Raw genomic sequence first — 19801 nt, forward strand, 5'->3', positions numbered from 1 at the left:
CCTCACACCGACGTTAGAGTCAAGCGATGCGGATCGGTGAGTTGAGCGCGCGGACCGGCGCGTCGGTGCGGATGCTGCGCTACTACGAGGAGCAGGGCCTGCTGACGCCGGTACGCACCGAGTCGGGCTACCGGATCTACCAGGAATCCGACGTCGACCGGGTGGCCCGGATCCGGTGCATGCTGTCGGCCGCGCTGCCGTCCGGAGTGGTCGGACAGGCGCTGCGGTTCCTGCTGGACGGCCGGGCCGCGATCCCCGACGAGCCGGCCGACCGGGCCCGCCTGGCCGACACCCTTCAGGGCGAGTTGGACCTGCTGACCGAGAAGATCGAGTCGCTGCGGTCCAGCCGGGACCTGCTCGCCACAATCGTCGCCGACGTACGCGGTGACGTGGTGGGGCCCGGCCATCCCGGTGATCCGGGCGTTGCGGTGGCCCGCCGGTCGGTCCGCAAGGCCGGCCCGGCGATCGGTCTCGCCCGCTGAGCTGCCGCTCAGGCCCGGGTCGTCGGCGTGGGCAGGCGGAGGCCGTGCATGCCGCCGTCGACGGCGAGCACGCTGCCGGTGGTCGATCCGGACAGCGGACTGGCGAGGTACGCCACGGCCGCAGCGACCTCCTGCGGGGTGGTGAGACGACCGGTGGGCTGGCGGGCCCGCAACGCGGCCAGTTCCGCCGCCGGATCGTCGGCGGCGTCGAGCAGCCGACGTACCCACGGGGTGTCCGCCGTGCCGGGGTTGACGCAGTTCACCCGGATGCCGGCGGTGACGTAGTCGGCGGCCATCGCCAGGGTGAGCGCCTGCACCGCCCCCTTGCTGGCGCTGTAGAGGGCCCGCTGCGGCAGCCCGAGCCAGGCGGCGATGGAACCGATGTTGACGATCGCGGCGTGCGCGGAGGCGCGCAGGTGCGGCAGCGCGGCCCGGGTCACCCGGACGATGCCGACCACGTTGACGTCGAGAACCTGGTGCCATTGCTCATCGGTGCCGGCCTCGATGGTGCCGACCGCACCGACGGCGGCGTTGTTGACCAGGACGTCCAGGCCGCCGAACGTCTCGTGGGCGGCGGCGATCGCGGCCCGTACCGACGCGTCGTCGGTCACGTCGGCGGCCAGCCCGAGCAACGGCTCGGGTACGTGCTGTGCGTTCAGGTCCAGGCAGGCCACCCGGGCGCCCCGCTCGGCCAGCAGGGTGGCCGTGGCCAGGCCGATGCCGGAGGCGCCGCCGGTGACCACCGCCGCCAACCCGGTGAACTCGCCCGAGCCGGCGACGGGTTCGCCAGCGAACCCCGGCCCGTCGCCGGTCATGCCGGTACCAGCGTCTGACGTTGCCGGCCCAGGCCGTCGATCTCCAACTCGACCACGTCCCCGGCGACCAGGTACGGCTTGGGCTCCGGCTGCCCGAGGGCGACGCCGGCCGGGGTGCCGGTGTTGATCACGTCGCCGGGGTAGAGCACCATGAACTGGCTCAGGTAGCGGACGATCTCGGCCACCGGGAAGACCATGTCCTTGGTGGTGCCGTCCTGCCGCAGCACTCCGTTGACCCAGAGCCGCAGCCGCAGGTCCTGCGGATCGGGGACCTCGTCGGCGGTCACCAGCCACGGGCCGAGCGGGTTGAACGTCTCGCAGGACTTGCCCTTGTCCCACTGGCCGCCCCGGTCGAGCTGGAATTCCCGCTCGGAGACGTCGTGGGAGATGGCGTACCCGGCGACGCAGTCCAGCGCCGCCTCGGCCGACGGCAGGTAGCGCGCCTTGCGGCCGATGACGACGGCGAGTTCGACCTCCCAGTCCGTCCTGGTGCTGCCGCGGGGCACCAGCACGGGGTCGTCGGGACCGACCACCGTGTCCGCCGCCTTGAGGAAGACCACCGGCTCGGCGGGCAGGGCCGTGCCGGTCTCGGCGGCGTGGTCGCGGTAGTTCAGCCCGATGCAGACGATCTTTCCGGGGCGCAGTGGGGGGCCGATCCGCAGGTCGGTGGGGTCCATCGGAGACAGATCGTGCCGGGAGATGCCGGCCAGGCGGGCCAGGCCGTCGGTGGCCAGGAAGGCGGGGTCCAGGTCGTCGGTCACACCGCTGAGGTCACGGAGTTGGCCGGCCTCGTCGAGCAGTGCCGGCGTCTCCCGCCCCGGAGGGCCCACTCGCAGCAGCTTCACCGTCACCCCCAGATACCGCGGCGCGAACGAGCCGCAAGACATGTGATGTCTACCAGGTGATCGTGACGCCTCACAAGGCCGATGATCGACGGCGATCTTCCGTGGAATTCGGGCGGCTCGACCGGGTCGCAGGTCCTGCCCGGCCCAGGGCCGTCCGACCCGTCCGGAGGGGACTCCGGCCGCTGGTCCGCACCACGTCCGGGCGCTGCACTGGAAGCAGGACGGAGAGAGGTGAGAACGATGACGTATCTGATTGTCGTGGGCGTCGATGGTTCGGACGGTGGGCGGCGTGCCCTGCGGTGGGCGGTCGGTGAGGCGGCCGAGCGCAACGGCACCGTGCAGGCGGTGACCGCCTGGCGGTGGGACGGCCTGGACGGTGGTGCCATGGTCGCGCCCAATCCGATCGAGGAGGAGGAGCGGGCCACCGCCCTGCTGGCCCGGGAGATCGGCGAGGTCACCCGGGGCGCGTCGGCGGCACCGGTCTCGGCCGAGGTCGTCGAGGGCCGGCCGGCCGACGTGCTGACCGCCGCCGCCCGTGGCGCCGACCTGCTGGTGCTGGGCAGCCACGGGCACGGCCGGCTGCGGCACACCGTGCTCGGCTCGGTAAGTGAGGAGTGCGTACGCAAGGCGACCTGTCCGGTGGTGGTGCTCCCGGTGCCGGTGCCGGCGCCGAGCGGTCCCGCCGTGCCGGCGGTGCCGGCCTGAGGGCGACCGACGGGGGTTGCCGGTCTCTGACATGCTCTGGGCCGTGACGACCGGCCACCCCCGTTCCCACCGCCGCGCCCGCCGTACCCGGTTCGGGCTCCTGTTCAGCCTCGGCATCGTGATCGCCCTGGCCGTGGCGGCCGTGATCGTGCTGCGCCCGCCGGGACCCCGCCCGCTGTTCCAGATGCCGGTCGGCTGCGGCGAGACCTGGCAGGTCGGCACCTACCCGGGGCACGGCGACTACGACGTGGACTTCTTCCCGCTCTCCGGCGACCCGTGGGGACAACCGGTGCTCGCCTCGTACGAGGGCACCGTCACCGTGGCCGGGATCAACGGGTCGCTTGGTGGTCGTACCCCGGACAATCCGGACGGCCCGCGGGGTCGTGGTGGTGGCTACTGGGTGAAGATCGACCACGGCGGCCGGTGGGAGACCCAGTACCTGCATCTGCTGGAGCCGCCGCTGGTGCAGGCCGGCCAGCGGGTCGTCCAGGGCCAGCAGATCGGCCGGATCGGCAGCACCGGCAACTCCGGCGCCCCGCATCTGCACTACGAGCAGCGGCGCGGCTGGCAGAAGGTGGAGACCTACTTCGACGGCGCCCCGTCGGGCATCACCAACGACGACGCCGAGTACACGCTGCGGCTGACCAGCAACAACTGTCCGTAGCGCGGGCGCTGTCGTACCCACCTGATGGGGTACGTCCCATGGGTGTTCTGTATGACTACTTCCGGGCGGCTGACGACGACGCCGCGATCGGGTTGATGGCGGAGCTCGACGGCGGTCCGGTCGCCGTGTCCGGGGGCCGCCCCGGGGTGGACGCGATCGACCTCAAGGGCATCGAGCCGGCGGTGACCCTCGGCAAGCTGGTCGGCTTCGTGCGCGGGCTGGCCTGGTCCACCGATCTGATCGAGCAGCGGCTGATCTGGAGCGGTGGCGACGAAGGGCCATGGTTGATGGTCCTCGACGATGCCACCAGGGACACCCTGGCGTCGATCACTGCCGCTCAGTCTCCCGAGCTGTCGGCGCGGTGGGGGCAGATCGAGGAGCTGGCCTGGGGTGAGCCGCTGCCGCCGGATGAACTGCTGCCGGTGATCGAGGAGATCAGCGCCCTGGCCCGCCGTGCCCAGGCCGCCGGTCACCACCTCTACTGCTGGTGCTGCCTCTGACCGCCCGGGTCACAGCTTGACGGCGAACGTGTCCGCCCACCGGTCCGAGCCCTGCCGGCCGGCGGGTTTGCGGTTAGCGTGGGCGAGCAGGGCGGCGGCGACCAGGGCAATTTGCCACGTTTTGTGTTGACATCGCTAGGTCGGGGGACCAGACTCGCAAGATCTTTCGACTGCCGGGGAAGAATCCAGGGGAGGACCATGTCCAGGACCAGATTCCGGTTGGCCGGCGCGACGATCGCCCTGATGCTCGCCGCCGCGGCGGGATGCAGTGGGGGCGAGGGCGTCGACGTCGACGGCAACGACACGGCGGGCGCCGGAGGCGTGCTCAACGCCGCGATCGGCGGTGAGCCCGACCAGCTCGATCCGCACAAGACCTCCGCCTACTACAGCTTCCAGGTGCTGGAGAACGTCTTCGACACGCTCGTCGAGCCGGACGCCAACCTGGAGATGAAGCCTTCCCTGGCCACCGAGTGGACCACCAGCGAGGATCAGCTGACCTGGACGTTCACCCTCCGCGAGGGCGTCAAGTTCTCCGACGGTTCGCCGCTTACCGCCGAGGACGTCGTCTACTCCTACAACCGGATCATCGACGAGAAGCTGAACAACGCGTACAAGTTCGGCACCGTGAAGTCGATCGAGGCCACCGACCCGAAGACCGTGGTGGTGACCCTCAACGCGCCGACCCCGAACCTGCTGGCCAACCTCGGTGGCTTCAAGGGCGTGGCGATCGTCCAGAAGGCCAACGTGGAATCCGGCGAGATCACCACCAAGCCGGTCGGCAGTGGCCCGTTCGCCGTGGAGAACTACAGCTCCGGCGACAGCATCCGGCTGGTCCGCAACGACAACTACTGGGGCGAGAAGCCCAAGCTGGACGGCGTCCGGTTCACCTTCGTCAGCGACCCCACCGTCGCCCTGCAGAACCTGCGCGGCGGTGAGGTGCACTGGACCGACAACCTGCCACCGCAGCAGGTGCCGGCGTTGCTCGACGGGGACGACCCGACGGTGCAGTCGGTGCCCTCGACCGACTACTGGTATCTCGCGCTCAACCAGGCGCGCAAGCCGTACGACGACGTCAACGTCCGCCGGGCCATCGCCTTCGCGCTGGACCGTGAGGCGATCACCAAGGCCGCCAAGTTCGGGCTGGCCACGGTCAACCAGACCGCCATCCCCCAGAACAGCGCCTTCTACTACGAGTACGCGCCGTACACCCACGACGTCAACCAGGCCAAGCAACTGCTCGACCAGGCCGGGGTGAGCGGCCTGACCATGGACCTCATGGTCACCAACGAGTACCCGGAGACGGTCACCGCCGCCCAGGTCATCGCCTCCCAGTTGGAGGCCGTCGGGATCACCGTCGAGATCCGTACGCTGGACTTCGCGCAGTGGCTCGACGAGCAGGGTGCCGGCAAGTTCGACTCGTTCATGCTCGGCTGGCTGGGCAACATCGACCCTGACGAGTTCTACTACGCCCAGCACCACAGCGACGGCACGTTCAACTTCCACGAGTACGCCAACCCGAATGTGGACCGGCTGCTCGACCAGGCCCGGACGGAGACCGACCAGGCCGCCCGCAAGCAGCAGTACGAGCAGGTGGCCAAGCAGATCGTGGACGACGCCAGCTACATCTACCTCTACAACCCGGACGTGGCCCAGGGCTGGTCCAAGCAGGTCAGCGGCTACGAGGTACGCACGGACCGGGCGATCCGGTTCCGCGACGTGGCTCTCGCTCGGTGACCCGGCGGGGGACCTCAGGTGGCCCGCTTCGTCATCCGTCGGCTGTTGCAGTCGGCCGTCGTGCTGCTCGGCGTGACCCTCGTGGTGTTCCTGCTGCTCCAACTGGTGCCGGGTGACCCGGTCCGGGTCGCCCTCGGCACCCGCTTCGACCCGCAGACGTACGAGGCGTTGCGGGCCCGGGCGGGGCTGGACCAGCCACTTGTGGTGCAGTACTTCGACTACCTGCGGCGGGCGCTGACCGGCGACCTCGGGGTCAGCTTCCGCAGTGGACGCCCGGTCACCGCGATCGTTCTGGAGCGGCTGCCGGCGACCCTGTCGCTGGCGGTCACCGCGGTGGTGTTCGCCATGGCGATCGCCTTTCCGTTGGGGATCGTCTCGGCCATCCGCAGCGGCTCGCTTGTCGACCACGCGGCCCGGGTGTTCAGCCAGTTCGGTGTCTCGGTGCCGGACTTCTGGATGGGAATCATGGGCATCCTGCTCTTCTCCGGGGTGCTCGGCTGGCTGCCGCCGTCGGGGTACGTCGCGCTCACCGAGGATCCGGGGCGCTGGGCGTCCCACGTGGCGCTGCCCGCCGCCACGGTCGGCCTGGTCACCGCCTCGATCCTGACCAGGTTCATCCGCTCGTCGATGCTGGAGGTGCTCTCCGAGGACTACGTGCGCACCGCCGAGGCGAAGGGACTGCGTACCCGGGTGGTGGTGTTGCGGCACGTGCTGCGCAACGCCCTCATTCCGGTGGTGACCGTGGTGGCGGTGCAGTTGGCCAGCCTGCTCGGCGGGGTGATCGTGATCGAGGTGCTGTTCGCCTGGCCCGGCATCGGGCGGCTCACCTACGACGCTGTCGCAGCCCGGGACTATCCGGTCCTGCAAGGGGCGGTGCTGCTGGTGGCGGCGCTGTTCCTCCTGGTCAACCTGCTGGTCGACATCCTCTACGCCCGTCTCGACCCGAGGATCACGGTCAAATGAGCGAGCAGACGATCAACCATGAGGGGCAGTTGCGCCGGGTGCTCGCCGCGCTGCGGCGCGATCCGCTGGCCCTGACCGGCAGCCTGGTGTTGCTGGTGCTGGTCGTGGTGGGCGTGGGCGGCTCGTGGCTGGCTCCGTCGGGCATCAACGAGGTGAACGTCGACCAGATGCTTCAGCCGCCGAGCTGGGCACACCCGTTCGGCACCGACGAGTTGGGCCGTGACGTGCTCAGCCGGGTCATGGTCGCCGCCCGGGTGTCGTTGCAGGTCGGCCTGGTCAGCGTCGGCATCGCGCTGGTGGTGGGGGCGACCCTCGGGCTGTTCGCCGGCTACTACCGGGGCTGGCTCGACAACGTGCTGATGCGCTGCATGGACGTGCTGTTCGCGTTCCCGGTGCTGCTGCTGGCGGTGGCGATCGTGGCGGTACTCGGTCCGGGCCTGGTCACCGCGATGGTGGCGATCGGCGTGGTCTACACGCCGATCTTCGCCCGGGTGACCCGGGCCGGCGTGCTCTCGGTGCGGGAACAGGTTTTTGTCCGGGCCGCGGTCTCCGTCGGCGCGTCCGACCTGCGGATCATGCGCCGGCACGTGTTGCCGAACATCGCGGCGCCGCTGATCGTGCAGACGTCGCTCTCCCTGGCCTTCGCGATCCTTTCCGAGGCGGCGCTGTCCTTTCTCGGCCTCGGCGTCCAGCCACCCGATCCGGCCTGGGGCCGGATGCTGTTCGACGGGCGCGGCTTCGTCACCGATGCCTGGTGGCTGGGCTTCTTCCCCGGTGCGGCGATCTTCCTCACCGTCCTGGCGTTCAACCTGGTCGGTGACGCGCTGCGGGACGTGCTGGATCCCCGCCAGCTCACCGTCAGCGAAGCCAGGAGGAGCACCGCATGAAGCCCGTACTGGCCGTCGAGGACCTCACCGTCACCATCGGCACCCGGCGTGGTCCGGCCCGCGCCGTCGCCGGCGTCGACTGGGCGGTGCGGCCCGGGGAGACGCTGGCGCTGGTCGGCGAGTCCGGCAGCGGCAAGAGCATGAGCGTGCTCGCCGCCACCGGGCTGGCGCCCCGCACCGCGCGGGTGACCGGGCGGGTGCACCTGCTCGACACGGAACTCACCGGGGTGACCGAGGAACGCCGTCGGCGACTGCGGGGGCGGCACATCGGGTTCGTCTTCCAGGATCCGATGACCTCGCTCAACCCGGTGCTCACCGTCGGCCGGCAGGTCACCGAGGCCGCCGAGGAACACCTCGGGCTGACCCGACGGGCGGCCCGGTCCCGCGCCGTCGAACTGCTGGACATGGTCGGCATCCCGTCGGCCGGGCAGCGGGTGGACGCGTACCCGCACCAGTTCTCCGGCGGCATGCGCCAGCGGGTGGTGATCGCCATGGCGCTGGCCTGCGAACCTGACCTGCTGATCGCCGACGAACCGACCACGGCCCTCGACGTCACCACCCAGGCCCAGATCGTGGAGCTGGTCGGCGACCTGCAACGGCGGCTCGGCACCGCGGTCGTCTGGATCACCCACGATCTGGGTGTGGTCGCCGGTATCGCCGACACCGTGGCGGTCATGTACGGGGGCCGGATCCTCGAACAGGGGCCGGTCGACGCCGTCTTCGGTGCGCCGTCGCACCCGTACACCAAGGCCCTGCTGGCCGCCCGTCCGGACCCGGCGGCCGGCAGCGCGGAACTGGTCACCATCGCCGGTGCGCCGCCCAGCCCGCTGGATCTGCCGGCGGGCTGCGCGTTCTGGCCCCGCTGCCCGGTGCGGGGTGACGCCCGCTGCGAGCACGAGCTGCCGCCGCTGGTACCGGTCTCGGCCGGACACCAGGTCCGCACCTTCTATCCGCAGCCGAGCGACGGGGAGCGCCGATGAGCGAGCGGCAGCGAGCGGATCATCGGCTCAGCGCGGTCGGGTCCGCCGACGGCACGGCGCACGGCGTGGTGCCGAAGCAGCGGGAGCCGGGCGAGGTGGTGGCCGAACTCGACGATCTGACGGTGTGGTTCCCGACGCTGGGCGGTGTGGTGCGGGCCGTCGACGGCGTGTCCCTGCGGGTACGGCGGGGGGAGACGCTGGGGTTGGTCGGTGAGTCGGGCAGCGGCAAGTCCACCACCGGGCTGGCGCTGCTCCGGCTGGTGGATCCCACCTCCGGCACGGTGCGGGTGGGCGGCGAGGACGTCACCCGCTGGTCCCGACGACGGCTGCGGGCGCTGCGTCGCCGGGTGGCAATGGTGTTCCAGGACCCGCAGGCGTCCCTCGATCCCCGGCTCACCATCGGGGCGAGCATCGCCGAGCCGTTGATCGTGCATCGGCTCACCGACGGTGGTGCCGCCCGCCGCCGCCGGGTCGACGAACTGCTCGACATGGTCGGGTTGCGCGGCGAACTGGCCGACCGGCATCCCCACGAACTCTCCGGCGGCCAGCGGCAGCGGGTCGGTATCGCCCGTGCCCTGGCCGGCGAACCGGACCTGATCGTGCTGGACGAACCGATCGCCTCGCTCGACCTGAGCGTGCAGGCGCAGATCATGAATCTGCTCCGCCGGCTGCAACGGGATCTGGGCCTGACCTACTTGTTCATCGCCCACGACCTGGCCGCCGTGGAGCACATGAGCGATCGGATGGCGGTGATGTACCTGGGGCGGATCGTGGAGAGCGGCACCCCGGCACAGATCTGGCGGGACCCGGCCCACCCGTACACCGCCGCGCTGCTGTCCGCGGTGCCGGTCGCCGACCCGCAGGCCGAGCGGGAACGCCGCCGGATCATCCTCAGCGGTGACATTCCCAGCCCGGTGGACCCGCCGAGCGGCTGCCGGTTCCGTACCCGCTGTCCGCAGGCGCGTCCGGAGTGCGCCGAGACCGATCCGGTGCTGGCCGAGGTCGACCCCGACCACCGCGCGGCGTGCCTGTTCGCCAAGGAGTCCGTGCGCGCCATGCGCGCCGCGTGACCCGACACCTCCGACCGAGCCCGACCCCACGTTGATCAAGAAGTTTGCGTCGGATCCCGGCCGGGAAGCGACGCAAACCTCTTGATCACCTGGGCGGGCTGGGGTGGGGAATTGGGTCTGGGTGGGGGTGGTTGGTGCCTAGCATCTTGCTGAAGCCGCAGGGTGGCGGCGGGGTTGACCGACGGAAGGGTCTTCGGCAGGTGCGCCGTGGGTGGCGGGTGGGTCGGCCGGCGCCGGGGCGTGGGGTACGCGCGGTCACGCCGTTCGAGATCTTCTTCGACCTGGTCTTCGTCTTCACGCTCACCCGGATCGTCGCCTTCATGGGGAAGCCACCGGATCCGGTGGCGATGGGCCGCGGGCTGCTGTTGCTGATGCTGCTCTGGTTCGCCTGGTCGGGGTATCTCTGGCTGGGTAACCAGACCCGCGTCGACAGGCCGCCGGTACGCCTCCTGGTGCTCGCCGCGATGGCCGGGTTCTTCGTCGCCGCGCTGGTCATGCCGGGCGCCTGGGACAGCGCGTCGGGCCTGGACGGGCCGCTGCTGCTGGCCCTGTCGTACGTGCTGCTGCGCGCGGTCCACCTGGCGCTCTACCACTGGGCGGGCGAGCCGGCGCTGCGGCGGCGGATCCGGCGTTTCGCCGTGGCGAGTGTGCTGGCCTGGTTCCCGCTGCTGGTCGGTGCCGTGCTCGGCGGATGGGCGCAGACCTGGCTGTGGGTGCTGGCCTTCCTGGTCGAGATCGGCGGGCAGCGCGGCGTGGTGCAGAACCGCCTGGGCGGGTGGCCGGTGCGCAGCCCCGAGTACTTCGCCGAACGGCACGGGCTGGTCCTGATCATCGCGCTGGGCGAGTCGTTCCTCGCGGCCGGGGTGGGTGTCGGCACCATGGTCACCAAGCTTCCGGTGCTCGCCGGCGCGGTGATCGGCTTCATCCTGATCGCGTGCCTGTGGTCGGTCCACTTCGACCGGGTCAGTCCGCTCGCGGAGCAGGCGCTGTTGCGGGCCGACGGTGAGCGGCGGGACCGGATCGGCGCGGACGCCTACTCGCTGGGACATCTGCCGCTGATCGCCGGGGTGCTCTACACGGCGCTCGGGTTCGAGGACGTGCTGGCGTTGATCTCCGCCGCCGACACGCCGGGTGGGGAACCCCTCGGATGGCCGGGAGTGGTGGCACTCTACGGGGGCACCGCGCTCTATCTGCTGGGCACCCTGCTGGTGCGCTATCTGTCCGGGTGGGGCACCCGGGCGGGCCACCTGGCCGTCGCCGTCGTACCGCTGCTCCTGCTGCCGGTCGGCCGGGCGCTGCCGGCCCTGGTCGCCATCGGCGTGCTCACCATCTACCTGCTCGGCGTGGTCCTACTGCCGTACGCGCGGGGCGGGCAGCGGCCGGCGTCCGCACCGATCGACCGGTGACCCGTCAGCCCGGGCGCCCGCGTACCGGGACCGCCCGTTGGCGGGCGTCGACGGCACTTCACCTACCGACGGGCGCCGGGTGCCGGGCGACGAGGCCGAGGGCGGGGTCGTAGCGGACCGGAACGGGATCGCTGAGTTCTCCGACGAACTCGCCGTCGGCGTGCTCGACGAAGCCGATGAGGGACCAGCCGTCGCCGTCGGGGACCAGGCGGGGCGCGTACAGGTGCGGCTGCGCGACCGGCCGGGCGGCGGCGATGTCCCAGGGCCCGCGCACCGTCGGTCCGGTGGCGACCCAGAGCCGCGACTCGGGTTCCCGGCCGGCGGCGAAGGCATTGGTGCAGAACAGCAGCAGCGGCTGTCCGTCGACGACGGCGACCTGCGGCACCTCCAGGTGACCGAAGCCGGCCGGCGTGGACAACGGCGGCCGGACCGTCCAGTTGACCAGGTCGGGGGAGGTCGCGTGGCCGACGACACCTCGGGTGTCGCCCGGTCCCTGGTTGGTGCGGGCGGTGATCAGCATGTGCCAACCGTCGCCGTCGGGGTCCGGGAAGACCCACGGGTCGCGCCAGGCCTGCTCGTACCACAGCTCGCGGTCGAGCAGCTCGTACCAGGTCGGGTCGGCTTCGAGCAGCAGCCCGTCGCCGTGCCGGTGCCAGTTGACCAGGTCGTCGGAGACGGCCAGGCCGATGCGCTGCACCAGGCCGTCCTCGGCCCGGCCGACCCCGGTGTAGAAGAGGTACCAACGCTGGTCCGGGCCGCGGACCGTGCAGCCGGTCCAGGTCGCCAGGTCGTCCCAGGCGGGTGCGTCGGCGGGTACGAGCGCGTCGGCGCGCAGCTGCCAGGAGCGCAGGTCGGTGGAGACCGCGTGGCCGATCGAGGCGCGCCGGTGGCGGCGATGGGGGTCCAGCAGGGCTCGGGAGGCACGCAGGAAGAACGCGTGCCAGCGGCCGTCGTCGTCCTGGGCGTACCAGCTGTCCCACACCCAGTGGTCGGGCAGTCGAAGCATGGCCGGAAACGTACCAGTGAATCGGTTTAGCGACTACAGCGGGTGCGGTGGTGCTGTCGGGGAGACGGTGAAGCTCAGGCGTCGGGGGCGGCCACGGACCGTCGCCGCCGCAGCGGCATCGGCACGAGCGACGCGCCGCCGTCACCCCCGTCGAGCAGCACCTCCACCGCACGGCGGCCCATCTGTTCGTGCGGCAGCGCCGCCGTGGACAGCCCCGGCCGCAGCCACGCGGCGATCGGGTCGTCGTCGAAGGAGATCACCGACAGGTCGCCGGGAATGCTCAGGCCGGCCTCGCCGAGCGCCTGGTACGCGCCGAAGGCGAGTCGGTCGTTCATGCAGATCACCGCAGTGGGCCGGGTCGGGCGGTCCAGCAGCGTACGCATGGCGGCGTAGCCGTGCTCCGGTAGCCACTCGGGGCAGAAGCCCTCGGTGAGCAGTGCGACACCGGCCGCGGCGAGCGTGCTCCGGATGCCGCGCAACCGGGCGTCGGCGGCCAGCGAGATCTCCGGGTCGAGTTCCTTCTGCCGGTTGCGGCCGATCAGGGCGATCCGGTCCCGGTGGCCCTGGGCGAGCAGCGTCTCGGCGATCATCGCGCCGGCGCCCTCGTCGTCGGGCAGCACGCAGGGCAACGGCTCCGGACTTGTCGCGTTGAGCAGCACCACCGGACCGCCGAGGATGGCCGGCGGCACCGCCAGCCGGCGGGTCGCCATGGCCGCGTAGATCACCCCGTCGACCTGGCGGTCGAGGATGGCCTCGATGGCGTACCGCTCGAACGTCGCGTCGCCCTGCGTCTCGGTGATCAGCAGGACGTGGTCGCGCTCGCGGGCGGCGTCCAGCGCCCCGCGGATGAGGCCACCGGCGAAGCGGGTGGTGGCGACGATGTCGGAGACGAACGCGATGGTGGCGGTCTTGCGGGTCCGTAGGCTGCGGGCGGCCACGTTCGGTCGGTAGCCGAGTTCCTCCGCTGCCGCGAAGACCCGCTGGTGCGCCTCGGCGGAGAGCCGGGTGCCCTCGCGCCCGTTCAGCACCATCGACGCGGCGGTCTTGGACAGACCGGCCCGTCGCGCCACGTCGGCCAGTGTCGCTCTCTCACGGCCCATTGCGTCCTCCGATCACGGCGGCCGTCCCGACGCCGCCGTGGTCCCATCATGCTGGGTCGAGTCACTTCCGTGGTCACCGGCGGTGTGTCCGGCCTGGTCGGGGGCCGGTGAACCAGTTGTTTCCAGACCGTTGCGAACTCGTCCTTGACAGTCCCCGGCGACGCGCGCATGCTCTGCTAAATCAGTTTAGCGACGTGGTTTCGCCTCTGCGGTGGACGCCTTCGCGTCTTCCGACGTCATATTGGGTACCGCGGGCCGCGAGCCGGGGTTCGGCACGCGACGTGCGACACGTGGTGGCCGACGGGCCGGACTCGTGGCGGTCGCCACGAACGGCCGTCAGTCGGTCCGGCGCGCGGATGAGTCAAGGAGCATGAGGTGCCGGAGTTCTCGACAAGATTCACCCGACGCCGGTTGGCCCTGCTGGTGCCACTGGTGGGCGTCAGCCTGGCCATCACCGCCTGTAGCGCACCGGGTTCGGAGGAGACCCCCGCAGGGGACTCCGACGCCCCGGTGAGCACCGAGCTGGGTACCGACCCGATCACCCTGGAAATGTACGCCGAGACCGGCTTCCCGCTGGCCAAGGCCCTCGCGGACGAGTTCACCAAGCAGCACCCGAACGTCAAGTTCAACGTCCGCGAGGACCAGTTCACCGTCATCACGGAGAACGCGCCCCGGGTGCTCGCCTCGGACAACGCGCCCGACATCATCCGCCTGCCCACCATGGTCGACCTGGTCAAGGACGGGCTGCTGAAGAACCTGGACCCGTACTTCGACGCGTACGGCTGGGACAAGTTCCCCGCCTCCCAGCTCGTCCAGCTGCGCCTGTCCGACGGCGGCGCGGTGCGCGGCAGCGGCTCGCTGTACGGCATGGGCCTGGGCTACAGCGTGACCGGCGTCTTCTACAACAAGAAGCAGGCCGAGCAGGTCGGCATGACCCAGCCGCCGGCCACCATCGCCGAGTTCGAGGAGCTGCTGGCCAAGGCGAAGGCGGCCAACCTGTTGCCGATCATGCAGTTCAACAAGAACACCGCCGGCATCAACTTCCCGCACCAGGCGCTGCAGAACCAGTACGGCGACCCGACCGCAATCGCCGACTGGATCTTCCAGAAGCCGGGCGCGACCTTCGACACGCCGGCAGCGCTCAAGGCCACCCAGACCATCCAGAAGTGGGCGGAGGCCGGCTACTTCCCGAAGGACGCCAACGCCATCGACTACACGGCGATGATGGGCGAGTTCCAGAAGGGCAACGGCCTGTTCATGTTCAACGGCGACTGGGAGTCGGGCAACCTGGACAAGAACATGGCCGGTGAGGTCGGCTTCTTCCTCTTCCCGGGTGAGACCGCCGACGCCAAGCGGGTCGCGATGTCCGCGCCGAACACGTTCGGCGTGGGCGCCAAGGCGAAGAACCCGGACGCCGCTGCCTTCTTCCTCAACTGGGTGCACACCAACGACAAGGCCCGGGAAATCTCGGTCACCATCGGCGGTTCGCACCCGGGCGGCCCGGCCGACCTGGCCCTGCCGCCGGTGTCGGAGGGCACCGTGCTCGCCGAGACGCTCAAGGCGTCCCAGCAGCTCGGCGCGGACAACGGCGCGGTCGACTTCACCGCGAACGCCACCGGCGGCATCTTCGCCGCCGCCATCACCCCCGAAATGCAGAAGCTGATCGCCGGCCAGCAGACCCCCGAGGGGTACGTGAAGGCGGTCCAGGCCGAGTACGAGAAGGAACTGTCCCGATGACGTCTGCCCTCGGCAGCGCCCCGGCCGGGTCGGGCACCGCGTCCCGACCCGGCCGGGGGGACACCCGGTCACCCGCGCGGCCCCACCGGAAGCGGTGGGGCCGCACGGTCCGGTGGTCCGGGTGGCTCTGGGTCCTGCCCGCACTGATCATGTACGGCGTCTTCGTGCTGCGTCCGCTCGTGCTGACCATGCAGTACTCGCTGTACCACTGGAACGGCATCGGTGCGGCCCGGTGGGCAGGGCTGGACAACTACCTCACGGTCTTCACCGACCGGGACCTGTTGAAGATCATCTCGAACGCGTTCATTCTGATCATCTTCTTCAGCTTCATCCCGGTCCTGCTCGGCCTGCTCGTGGCCAGCCTGGTCCGGCGGATCACCACCGGCCCGGCCGGCACCATGGTCCGGACCGTGCTGTTCCTGCCCCAGGTGATCCCGCTCGTCGCCGCCGGCATCGCCTGGAGCTGGGTGCTCTCCACCAACGGCCTGGTCAACCAGGCGCTGCGGGCGGTCGGGCTGGGCGGCGTCACCCGGGCCTGGCTCGGCGAGTTCGACACCGCGCTGCCGGCGGTGGGCGTGATCGGCACCTGGGTCATGCTCGGCCTCTGCACGATCCTGCTGATCACCGGGATGAGCAAAATCGACCCTTCGCTCTACGAGGCCGCCCGCATCGACGGCGCCGGCCCGGTGCGCGAGTTCTTCGCGGTCACCCTGCCCAGCCTGCGCCAGGAGATCGGGATCTGCCTGACCGTGACCATCATCGCGGCGCTGGCCAGCTTCGACATCGTCTACATCTCCACCAGCGGTGGCCCGGGGATCCAGACCACCGTGCCCGGCCTGGAGATCTATCGGCTCGCCTTCTCCCAGCGTCAGGTCGGCCTCGCCTCGGCCCTCGCGGTGGTGCTGATGGCGCTGGTGCTGGTGTGCGTACTGCCGATCCAGCGGCTGACCCGGGGAGAGAAGTGATGAACCTGACCACCCGCAGCGAGCGGCTGACCGGACGCATCTTCCTGATCGCGCTGGTCGTGGTCACCCTGCTGCCGTTCCTGAGCATGCTGTCGGCGGCGTTGCAACCGCGCGGCACCGTGCCCACCGGCCTGGCCTGGCCCACCGATCCGCAGTGGGGCAACTTCGTCGACGCCTTCAACGCCGCGAACATGGGCGCGCTGCTGAAATCCAGCGCGCTGATCGTGGCCGGGGTGGTGCCGGTCGGCGTACTCATCGCGACCATGGCCGGGTTCGGCCTCGGCCACCTGCGGGTGCCCGGCGGTCACCTCGCCTTCGGGCTGCTGCTGCTCGGCCTGACCCTGCCCTTCGAGGCGGTGGTCACCCCGCTGTACTACCAGATGCGGGACCTGGGCCTGCTCAACACCCGTTGGGCGATCGTCCTGCCGTTGATCGGCCTCTACATGCCGTTCGCGGTCTTCTGGATGCGCGCCCACTTCATAAACGTGCCCCGGGAACTGTCCGAGGCGGCACGGGTGGACGGCAGCAACACCTGGCAGCTGTTCTGGCGGGTGCACGTACCGCTGGCTCGGCCGGCCATCGCGTCGCTGACCATCCTGCTGTTCCTGTGGACCTGGAACCAGTTCCTGCTCGCCATCGTGCTCGTCGACGATGCGACGAAGCGGACCATGGCGGGTGCCCTCGGTGCCTTTCAGGGACAGTGGGGAACCGATCTGGTGCTGCTCTGCGCTGGCTCGCTGCTCATCCTCACGCCTACCCTCATCGTGTTCCTGATCTTCCAGCGACAGTTCATCAAGGCCCTGCTTCAGGGCTCCGTGAAGGGATAGCGGGTTGAGCGACAGCCAGATCCACGGTGACGTCGAAGAGGGCTTCGGCCCGGTCGCCGACGTGTTTCGGGACAACTTCGCCCACCGGCAGGAGGTGGGCGCGGCGGTCGCCGTCTACCTGCGCGGCCGTAAGGTCGTGGACCTGCACGGCGGGCTGGCCGACGTCCGGTCGGGACGCCCCTGGACGGCGGACACGCCTGCCGTCGTCTTCTCCTGCACCAAGGGGATCATGGCGATCTGCGCGTACCTGCTGGTGCAGGAGGGGCGGTTGGACCTCGACGCGCCGGTCACCCGCTACTGGCCGGAGTTCGGCCAGCACGGCAAGGCGGAGATCCCCGTCCGGTGGCTGCTCACCCACCAGTCCGGCCTGCCGGCGCTGGACAAGCCCTTCTCCCGCGAGGAGGTGCTCGCCTGGGAGCCGGTGATCAAGGCCATCGAGGCGCAGGCTCCCTTGTGGAAGCCGGGCACCGCGCACAGCTACCACGCGATCACCTACGGCTGGCTGATCGGCGAGGTGATCCGGCGGATCACCGGTGAGATGCCCGGCGCCTACTTCGCCCGCGTTCTCGGAGAGCCGCTGGGCCTGCGTACCTGGATCGGACTGCCGGCCGCCGAGCGGGACGCCGTCGCCTGGATGCTGGCGCCGATCGGCGAGCCCGTCCCGGCCAGCGACCCGGTCGCCGAGCGCGGCATCACCATGGGCGGCGCCTTCGCCTTCCCCGCCGACGAGAACGGCCTGGTCAGCTTCAACGACCCGGCTATTCAGGCCGCCCAGATCCCGGGCGCGGGCGCGGTCAGCACGGCCGAGAGCCTGGCCCGCCTCTACGCCGCCTGCGTCTCGGAGGTGGGTGCGGCGCGGCTGCTCAGCCCCGCATCCGTCGACGACGCCGTCACGGTCCGGGTGAGTGGTCAACAGGTCTACGGGCTGCCCGATGCGGGGCATCGCTGGGGCACCGGTTTCCTGGTGCACTCGGTGCCCCGCCCGATGCTCGGCGTACGCAGCTTCGGGCACGACGGCGCGGGTGGACACCTGGCCTTCGGCGACGACGCCCACCAGGTCGGCTTCGGCTATGTCGTCAACCAGATGGGCGGCTTCGACGACGAGCGGGCCAACCTGCTCTCCGCAGCGGTCCGGGACTGCCTCGGGCGATAGGTGACCGACGCGGGTGGCCCGGCGAAGCCGCTCGGCTGAGCCGGGGCACACCCGCGACCGGGATCGCCGTACGCTGGTCGGATGTCCCTTGTCGATGCTGATCTCGCGATCCGGGCGGCGCAGGCCGGCGCCGAGGTGGTGCGCTCGCACCACGGCACAGCGGTGGCCCGGTTCGCGAAGTCGGGTGGGGATTTCGCCACCACCGCCGACGTTGAGGCGGAGCAGGCGATCCTCGGCGTGCTGCGGTCCGCGCGACCCGACGACGCCGTGCTGGCCGAGGAGAGCGGACGCAGCGGCTCAGGCGGGAACGGGCGCGTCTGGCTTGTCGATCCGCTCTGCGGGACGCTCAACTTTGCCGTACACACCACGCTGGTCTCGGTAAACGTGGCCCTGCGGGTCGGCGCGCAGGTCGTGGTGGCGGCCGCCGTGGACCCGTTCACCCAGGAGGTCTTCTGGACCGACGGCACCGACGCCCGGGTGCGGCGCGCCGGTGCCGACGAGCAACTCACGCCTTCGGCGGCCTCCGGGCTGGTGGACGTCAATCTCGATCCGCCATACCCGAACGAGCGGGTGTTCCGGGCCGTCCGGCTGTTGGCTCACGAAAGGTTCGTCGAGCGATTCCGGCCCCGGGTCGTGTCGACCACGTTGGCACTGACCTGGGTCGCGGCCGGTCGGCGCGCCGCGTACGTCACCGATGGCCGACTGCGCGACAACGTGCACTTCGCGGCCGGCATCGCGCTCTGCGAGGCGGCCGGCTGCGTGGTGACCGGGCTCGACGGCCAACCCTGGCGCAGCGGCCTGGGCGGGCTCGTCGCGGCGGCCGACGCGCCTACGCACGCCGACCTGTTGACGCTGATCGCTGAGCAGGGGGAGTCGGCGTAAGGCCGGCCCGGTCAGTCGAGGCAGAACTCGTTGCCCTCGGGATCGGTCAGCACGATGAAGCCGCCCTCAAGTGGCGGCGCGGGCTCGACCCGGCGCACCTGCGTGGCGCCCAACGCGACAAGCCGATCAGACTCGGCCTGTAAGGCTGCCATTCGTTCCGCTCCGGTCAGCCCGGGCGCGGCCCGCACGTCGAGGTGCACCCGGTTCTTGACGATCTTGTCCTCCGGCACCTGTTGGAAGAACAGCCGTGGGCCGTGCCCTTCCGGGTCCTCAATGGCCGACCTGGTGTTGCGCTGCTCCGGCGGTACGCCGATCCGGGCGAGGAAGTCGTCCCACGCGGCCAGCGGGTCGGCGCCCTCGGGAAGGTCGACGCCGGGCGGGCCGGGATGTACGTAGCCAAGTGCGTCCCGCCAGAACGTCGACAGCGCTGTCGGGTCGTGGGCGTCGAAGGTGACCTGGATGTGGCGGCTCATCGCGTTGCTCCATTCCGTTCGCGTTCCGGCAGTCACCCTGCCAGGCAGGGCCGACAATTCGGTGCGCGACCGTGGTGGGCGGGCGATGACGCTGGCGGCTCAGATTCTCCTGATCGCGTCCGCAACAAGCTAGCAATCTCAGCGACATCGATGTTAGCGTTCGCATCTAGCGTCCCCCACACCCGGACGGACAGCGGTTGTTGTGCCGATGTGATCGCCAACATCGGTGGCCGAGGTTCCCGCTCGTGGCGGTCACGCGCCGTGTCCCTTGGGCCGCCCGCGAGGCGCGGGCGGTGGTGCCCGCGCTGGCGGGCCGCCAGCCTCCGGTGGGCTGGAGTGCTGCTCGTTGATGCAATCAATCTGATGTCTAAGACGATCCGACGTCACCACCGTCCGGGTTTCGCGCGATCCTGGACGTTGACGTCACATGTCTGCAAGCCCTAACGTCTGATGTCTAAGTCACGTGAACTCCACCACCCCGCCACCGTGCCTTGGAGGGATCGCCATGTCCCGCACTCCGTTCCTTTGGGCCGTTGCCCGGCCGGGCCGCCACCGCGGGCCCGTCCGACTGCCTCGGCAACTGCGGACCAGTGACGGCGCGGCGGAT

General features: G+C 70.7%; 20 protein-coding genes. 15 read left to right on the forward strand and 5 right to left on the reverse strand.

Going from position 1 to position 19801, the window contains the following annotated elements; genetic code table 11:
• Nucleotides 1-26 precede the first annotated feature (26 nt).
• Complete coding sequence (locus ACN26Z_RS15665) at nucleotides 27-482, forward strand: MerR family transcriptional regulator (protein WP_421461919.1); 456 nt, start codon at nucleotides 27-29, stop codon at nucleotides 480-482.
• Between the two features lie 8 nt (nucleotides 483-490).
• On the opposite strand, the gene ACN26Z_RS15670 is transcribed toward ACN26Z_RS15665, so the two are convergent.
• Together ACN26Z_RS15670 and ACN26Z_RS15675 are read right to left on the reverse strand one after the other, a co-directional pair.
• Nucleotides 491-1297 carry an SDR family NAD(P)-dependent oxidoreductase gene (locus tag ACN26Z_RS15670; RefSeq protein WP_421461920.1) on the reverse strand — a complete coding sequence of 269 codons (807 nt, stop codon included), beginning with the start codon at nucleotides 1295-1297 and terminating at the stop codon, nucleotides 491-493.
• Complete coding sequence (locus tag ACN26Z_RS15675) at nucleotides 1294-2142, reverse strand: fumarylacetoacetate hydrolase family protein (protein WP_421461921.1); 849 nt, start codon at nucleotides 2140-2142, stop codon at nucleotides 1294-1296. The genes ACN26Z_RS15670 and ACN26Z_RS15675 overlap by 4 nt, the downstream gene beginning before the upstream one ends.
• A 240-nt stretch (nucleotides 2143-2382) precedes the next feature.
• Here ACN26Z_RS15675 and ACN26Z_RS15680 point away from each other — a divergent pair, with 240 nt between their 5' ends.
• The 9 genes from ACN26Z_RS15680 to ACN26Z_RS15720 all read left to right on the forward strand — a co-directional run bounded on the left by ACN26Z_RS15680 (nucleotide 2383) and on the right by ACN26Z_RS15720 (nucleotide 11051).
• Nucleotides 2383-2847, forward strand: coding sequence for a universal stress protein (locus tag ACN26Z_RS15680; protein ID WP_421461922.1), 465 nt, complete (start codon nucleotides 2383-2385; stop codon nucleotides 2845-2847).
• A 31-nt stretch (nucleotides 2848-2878) separates the two neighbouring features.
• The gene (locus ACN26Z_RS15685) at nucleotides 2879-3511 is read left to right on the forward strand and encodes a M23 family metallopeptidase (RefSeq protein ID WP_421461923.1); all 633 of its coding nucleotides are present in this window, start codon (nucleotides 2879-2881) and stop codon (nucleotides 3509-3511) included.
• A 38-nt stretch (nucleotides 3512-3549) separates the two neighbouring features.
• Nucleotides 3550-4011, forward strand: a complete 462-nt coding sequence (locus tag ACN26Z_RS15690) for a hypothetical protein (RefSeq protein ID WP_421461924.1) — start codon at nucleotides 3550-3552, stop codon at nucleotides 4009-4011.
• Nucleotides 4012-4209: 198 nt separating this feature from the next.
• Nucleotides 4210-5745 carry an ABC transporter substrate-binding protein gene (locus tag ACN26Z_RS15695; RefSeq protein WP_421461926.1) on the forward strand — a complete coding sequence of 512 codons (1536 nt, stop codon included), beginning with the start codon at nucleotides 4210-4212 and terminating at the stop codon, nucleotides 5743-5745.
• Nucleotides 5746-5763: 18 nt separating this feature from the next.
• Nucleotides 5764-6708: an ABC transporter permease gene (locus ACN26Z_RS15700; RefSeq protein ID WP_164447131.1), complete on the forward strand. Its 945-nt coding sequence runs from the start codon at nucleotides 5764-5766 to the stop codon at nucleotides 6706-6708.
• Nucleotides 6705-7595 carry an ABC transporter permease gene (locus tag ACN26Z_RS15705; protein ID WP_421461927.1) on the forward strand — a complete coding sequence of 297 codons (891 nt, stop codon included), beginning with the start codon at nucleotides 6705-6707 and terminating at the stop codon, nucleotides 7593-7595. The genes ACN26Z_RS15700 and ACN26Z_RS15705 overlap by 4 nt, the downstream gene beginning before the upstream one ends.
• Nucleotides 7592-8575 (forward strand): ABC transporter ATP-binding protein, encoded by a 984-nt coding sequence (locus ACN26Z_RS15710; protein ID WP_421461928.1) that lies wholly within the window; start codon nucleotides 7592-7594, stop codon nucleotides 8573-8575. Before ACN26Z_RS15705 ends, ACN26Z_RS15710 begins: the two co-directional genes overlap by 4 nt.
• A complete protein-coding gene (locus ACN26Z_RS15715; protein WP_421461930.1) occupies nucleotides 8572-9645 on the forward strand; it encodes an ABC transporter ATP-binding protein in 1074 nt (357 codons plus the stop codon). Before ACN26Z_RS15710 ends, ACN26Z_RS15715 begins: the two co-directional genes overlap by 4 nt.
• Before the next feature lie 200 nt (nucleotides 9646-9845).
• Complete coding sequence (locus tag ACN26Z_RS15720) at nucleotides 9846-11051, forward strand: low temperature requirement protein A (RefSeq protein ID WP_421461932.1); 1206 nt, start codon at nucleotides 9846-9848, stop codon at nucleotides 11049-11051.
• A gap of 58 nt (nucleotides 11052-11109) precedes the next feature.
• Here the strand turns inward: ACN26Z_RS15720 and ACN26Z_RS15725 are convergent, their stop codons facing one another.
• A complete protein-coding gene (locus tag ACN26Z_RS15725; RefSeq protein ID WP_421461934.1) occupies nucleotides 11110-12057 on the reverse strand; it encodes a glycosyl hydrolase family 32 in 948 nt (315 codons plus the stop codon).
• A 74-nt stretch (nucleotides 12058-12131) separates the two neighbouring features.
• Entirely contained in the window at nucleotides 12132-13157 is a 1026-nt protein-coding gene (locus ACN26Z_RS15730) for a LacI family DNA-binding transcriptional regulator (RefSeq protein WP_093402193.1), read from the reverse strand.
• A 375-nt stretch (nucleotides 13158-13532) separates the two neighbouring features.
• Between ACN26Z_RS15730 and ACN26Z_RS15735 the strand changes: the two genes are divergently transcribed.
• The 5 genes from ACN26Z_RS15735 to ACN26Z_RS15755 all read left to right on the forward strand — a co-directional run bounded on the left by ACN26Z_RS15735 (nucleotide 13533) and on the right by ACN26Z_RS15755 (nucleotide 18721).
• Nucleotides 13533-14894: an ABC transporter substrate-binding protein gene (locus ACN26Z_RS15735; RefSeq protein ID WP_093402194.1), complete on the forward strand. Its 1362-nt coding sequence runs from the start codon at nucleotides 13533-13535 to the stop codon at nucleotides 14892-14894.
• Complete coding sequence (locus ACN26Z_RS15740) at nucleotides 14891-15859, forward strand: carbohydrate ABC transporter permease (protein ID WP_093402195.1); 969 nt, start codon at nucleotides 14891-14893, stop codon at nucleotides 15857-15859. Before ACN26Z_RS15735 ends, ACN26Z_RS15740 begins: the two co-directional genes overlap by 4 nt.
• On the forward strand, nucleotides 15859-16686 hold the full coding sequence (locus ACN26Z_RS15745; protein ID WP_093402196.1) for a carbohydrate ABC transporter permease: 828 nt from the start codon (nucleotides 15859-15861) through the stop codon (nucleotides 16684-16686). Before ACN26Z_RS15740 ends, ACN26Z_RS15745 begins: the two co-directional genes overlap by 1 nt.
• Before the next feature lie 4 nt (nucleotides 16687-16690).
• Entirely contained in the window at nucleotides 16691-17839 is a 1149-nt protein-coding gene (locus tag ACN26Z_RS15750) for a serine hydrolase domain-containing protein (RefSeq protein WP_421461937.1), read from the forward strand.
• Between the two features lie 81 nt (nucleotides 17840-17920).
• Nucleotides 17921-18721 carry an inositol monophosphatase family protein gene (locus ACN26Z_RS15755; protein WP_421461939.1) on the forward strand — a complete coding sequence of 267 codons (801 nt, stop codon included), beginning with the start codon at nucleotides 17921-17923 and terminating at the stop codon, nucleotides 18719-18721.
• 11 nt (nucleotides 18722-18732) lie between these two features.
• Here ACN26Z_RS15755 and ACN26Z_RS15760 read toward each other — a convergent pair whose 3' ends face one another.
• Nucleotides 18733-19194: a VOC family protein gene (locus tag ACN26Z_RS15760; RefSeq protein ID WP_421461941.1), complete on the reverse strand. Its 462-nt coding sequence runs from the start codon at nucleotides 19192-19194 to the stop codon at nucleotides 18733-18735.
• Nucleotides 19195-19801 lie beyond the last annotated feature (607 nt).

It is taken from the genome of Verrucosispora sp. WMMD703, assembly GCF_049178935.1.
Lineage (GTDB): Bacteria > Actinomycetota > Actinomycetes > Mycobacteriales > Micromonosporaceae > Micromonospora > Micromonospora sediminimaris.

Coding starts and splice junctions, on each gene's coding strand:
- ACN26Z_RS15680 (WP_421461922.1), top strand. CDS start 2,383: ATGACGTATCTGATTGTCGTGGGCGTCGATGGTTCGGACGGTGGGCGG.
- ACN26Z_RS15690 (WP_421461924.1), top strand. CDS start 3,550: ATGGGTGTTCTGTATGACTACTTCCGGGCGGCTGACGACGACGCCGCG.
- ACN26Z_RS15715 (WP_421461930.1), top strand. CDS start 8,572: ATGAGCGAGCGGCAGCGAGCGGATCATCGGCTCAGCGCGGTCGGGTCC.
- ACN26Z_RS15665 (WP_421461919.1), top strand. CDS start 27: ATGCGGATCGGTGAGTTGAGCGCGCGGACCGGCGCGTCGGTGCGGATG.
- ACN26Z_RS15695 (WP_421461926.1), top strand. CDS start 4,210: ATGTCCAGGACCAGATTCCGGTTGGCCGGCGCGACGATCGCCCTGATG.
- ACN26Z_RS15710 (WP_421461928.1), top strand. CDS start 7,592: ATGAAGCCCGTACTGGCCGTCGAGGACCTCACCGTCACCATCGGCACC.
- ACN26Z_RS15760 (WP_421461941.1), bottom strand. CDS start 19,194: ATGAGCCGCCACATCCAGGTCACCTTCGACGCCCACGACCCGACAGCG.
- ACN26Z_RS15745 (WP_093402196.1), top strand. CDS start 15,859: ATGAACCTGACCACCCGCAGCGAGCGGCTGACCGGACGCATCTTCCTG.
- ACN26Z_RS15740 (WP_093402195.1), top strand. CDS start 14,891: ATGACGTCTGCCCTCGGCAGCGCCCCGGCCGGGTCGGGCACCGCGTCC.
- ACN26Z_RS15705 (WP_421461927.1), top strand. CDS start 6,705: ATGAGCGAGCAGACGATCAACCATGAGGGGCAGTTGCGCCGGGTGCTC.
- ACN26Z_RS15730 (WP_093402193.1), bottom strand. CDS start 13,157: ATGGGCCGTGAGAGAGCGACACTGGCCGACGTGGCGCGACGGGCCGGT.
- ACN26Z_RS15685 (WP_421461923.1), top strand. CDS start 2,879: ATGCTCTGGGCCGTGACGACCGGCCACCCCCGTTCCCACCGCCGCGCC.
- ACN26Z_RS15725 (WP_421461934.1), bottom strand. CDS start 12,057: ATGCTTCGACTGCCCGACCACTGGGTGTGGGACAGCTGGTACGCCCAG.
- ACN26Z_RS15670 (WP_421461920.1), bottom strand. CDS start 1,297: ATGACCGGCGACGGGCCGGGGTTCGCTGGCGAACCCGTCGCCGGCTCG.
- ACN26Z_RS15755 (WP_421461939.1), top strand. CDS start 17,921: ATGTCCCTTGTCGATGCTGATCTCGCGATCCGGGCGGCGCAGGCCGGC.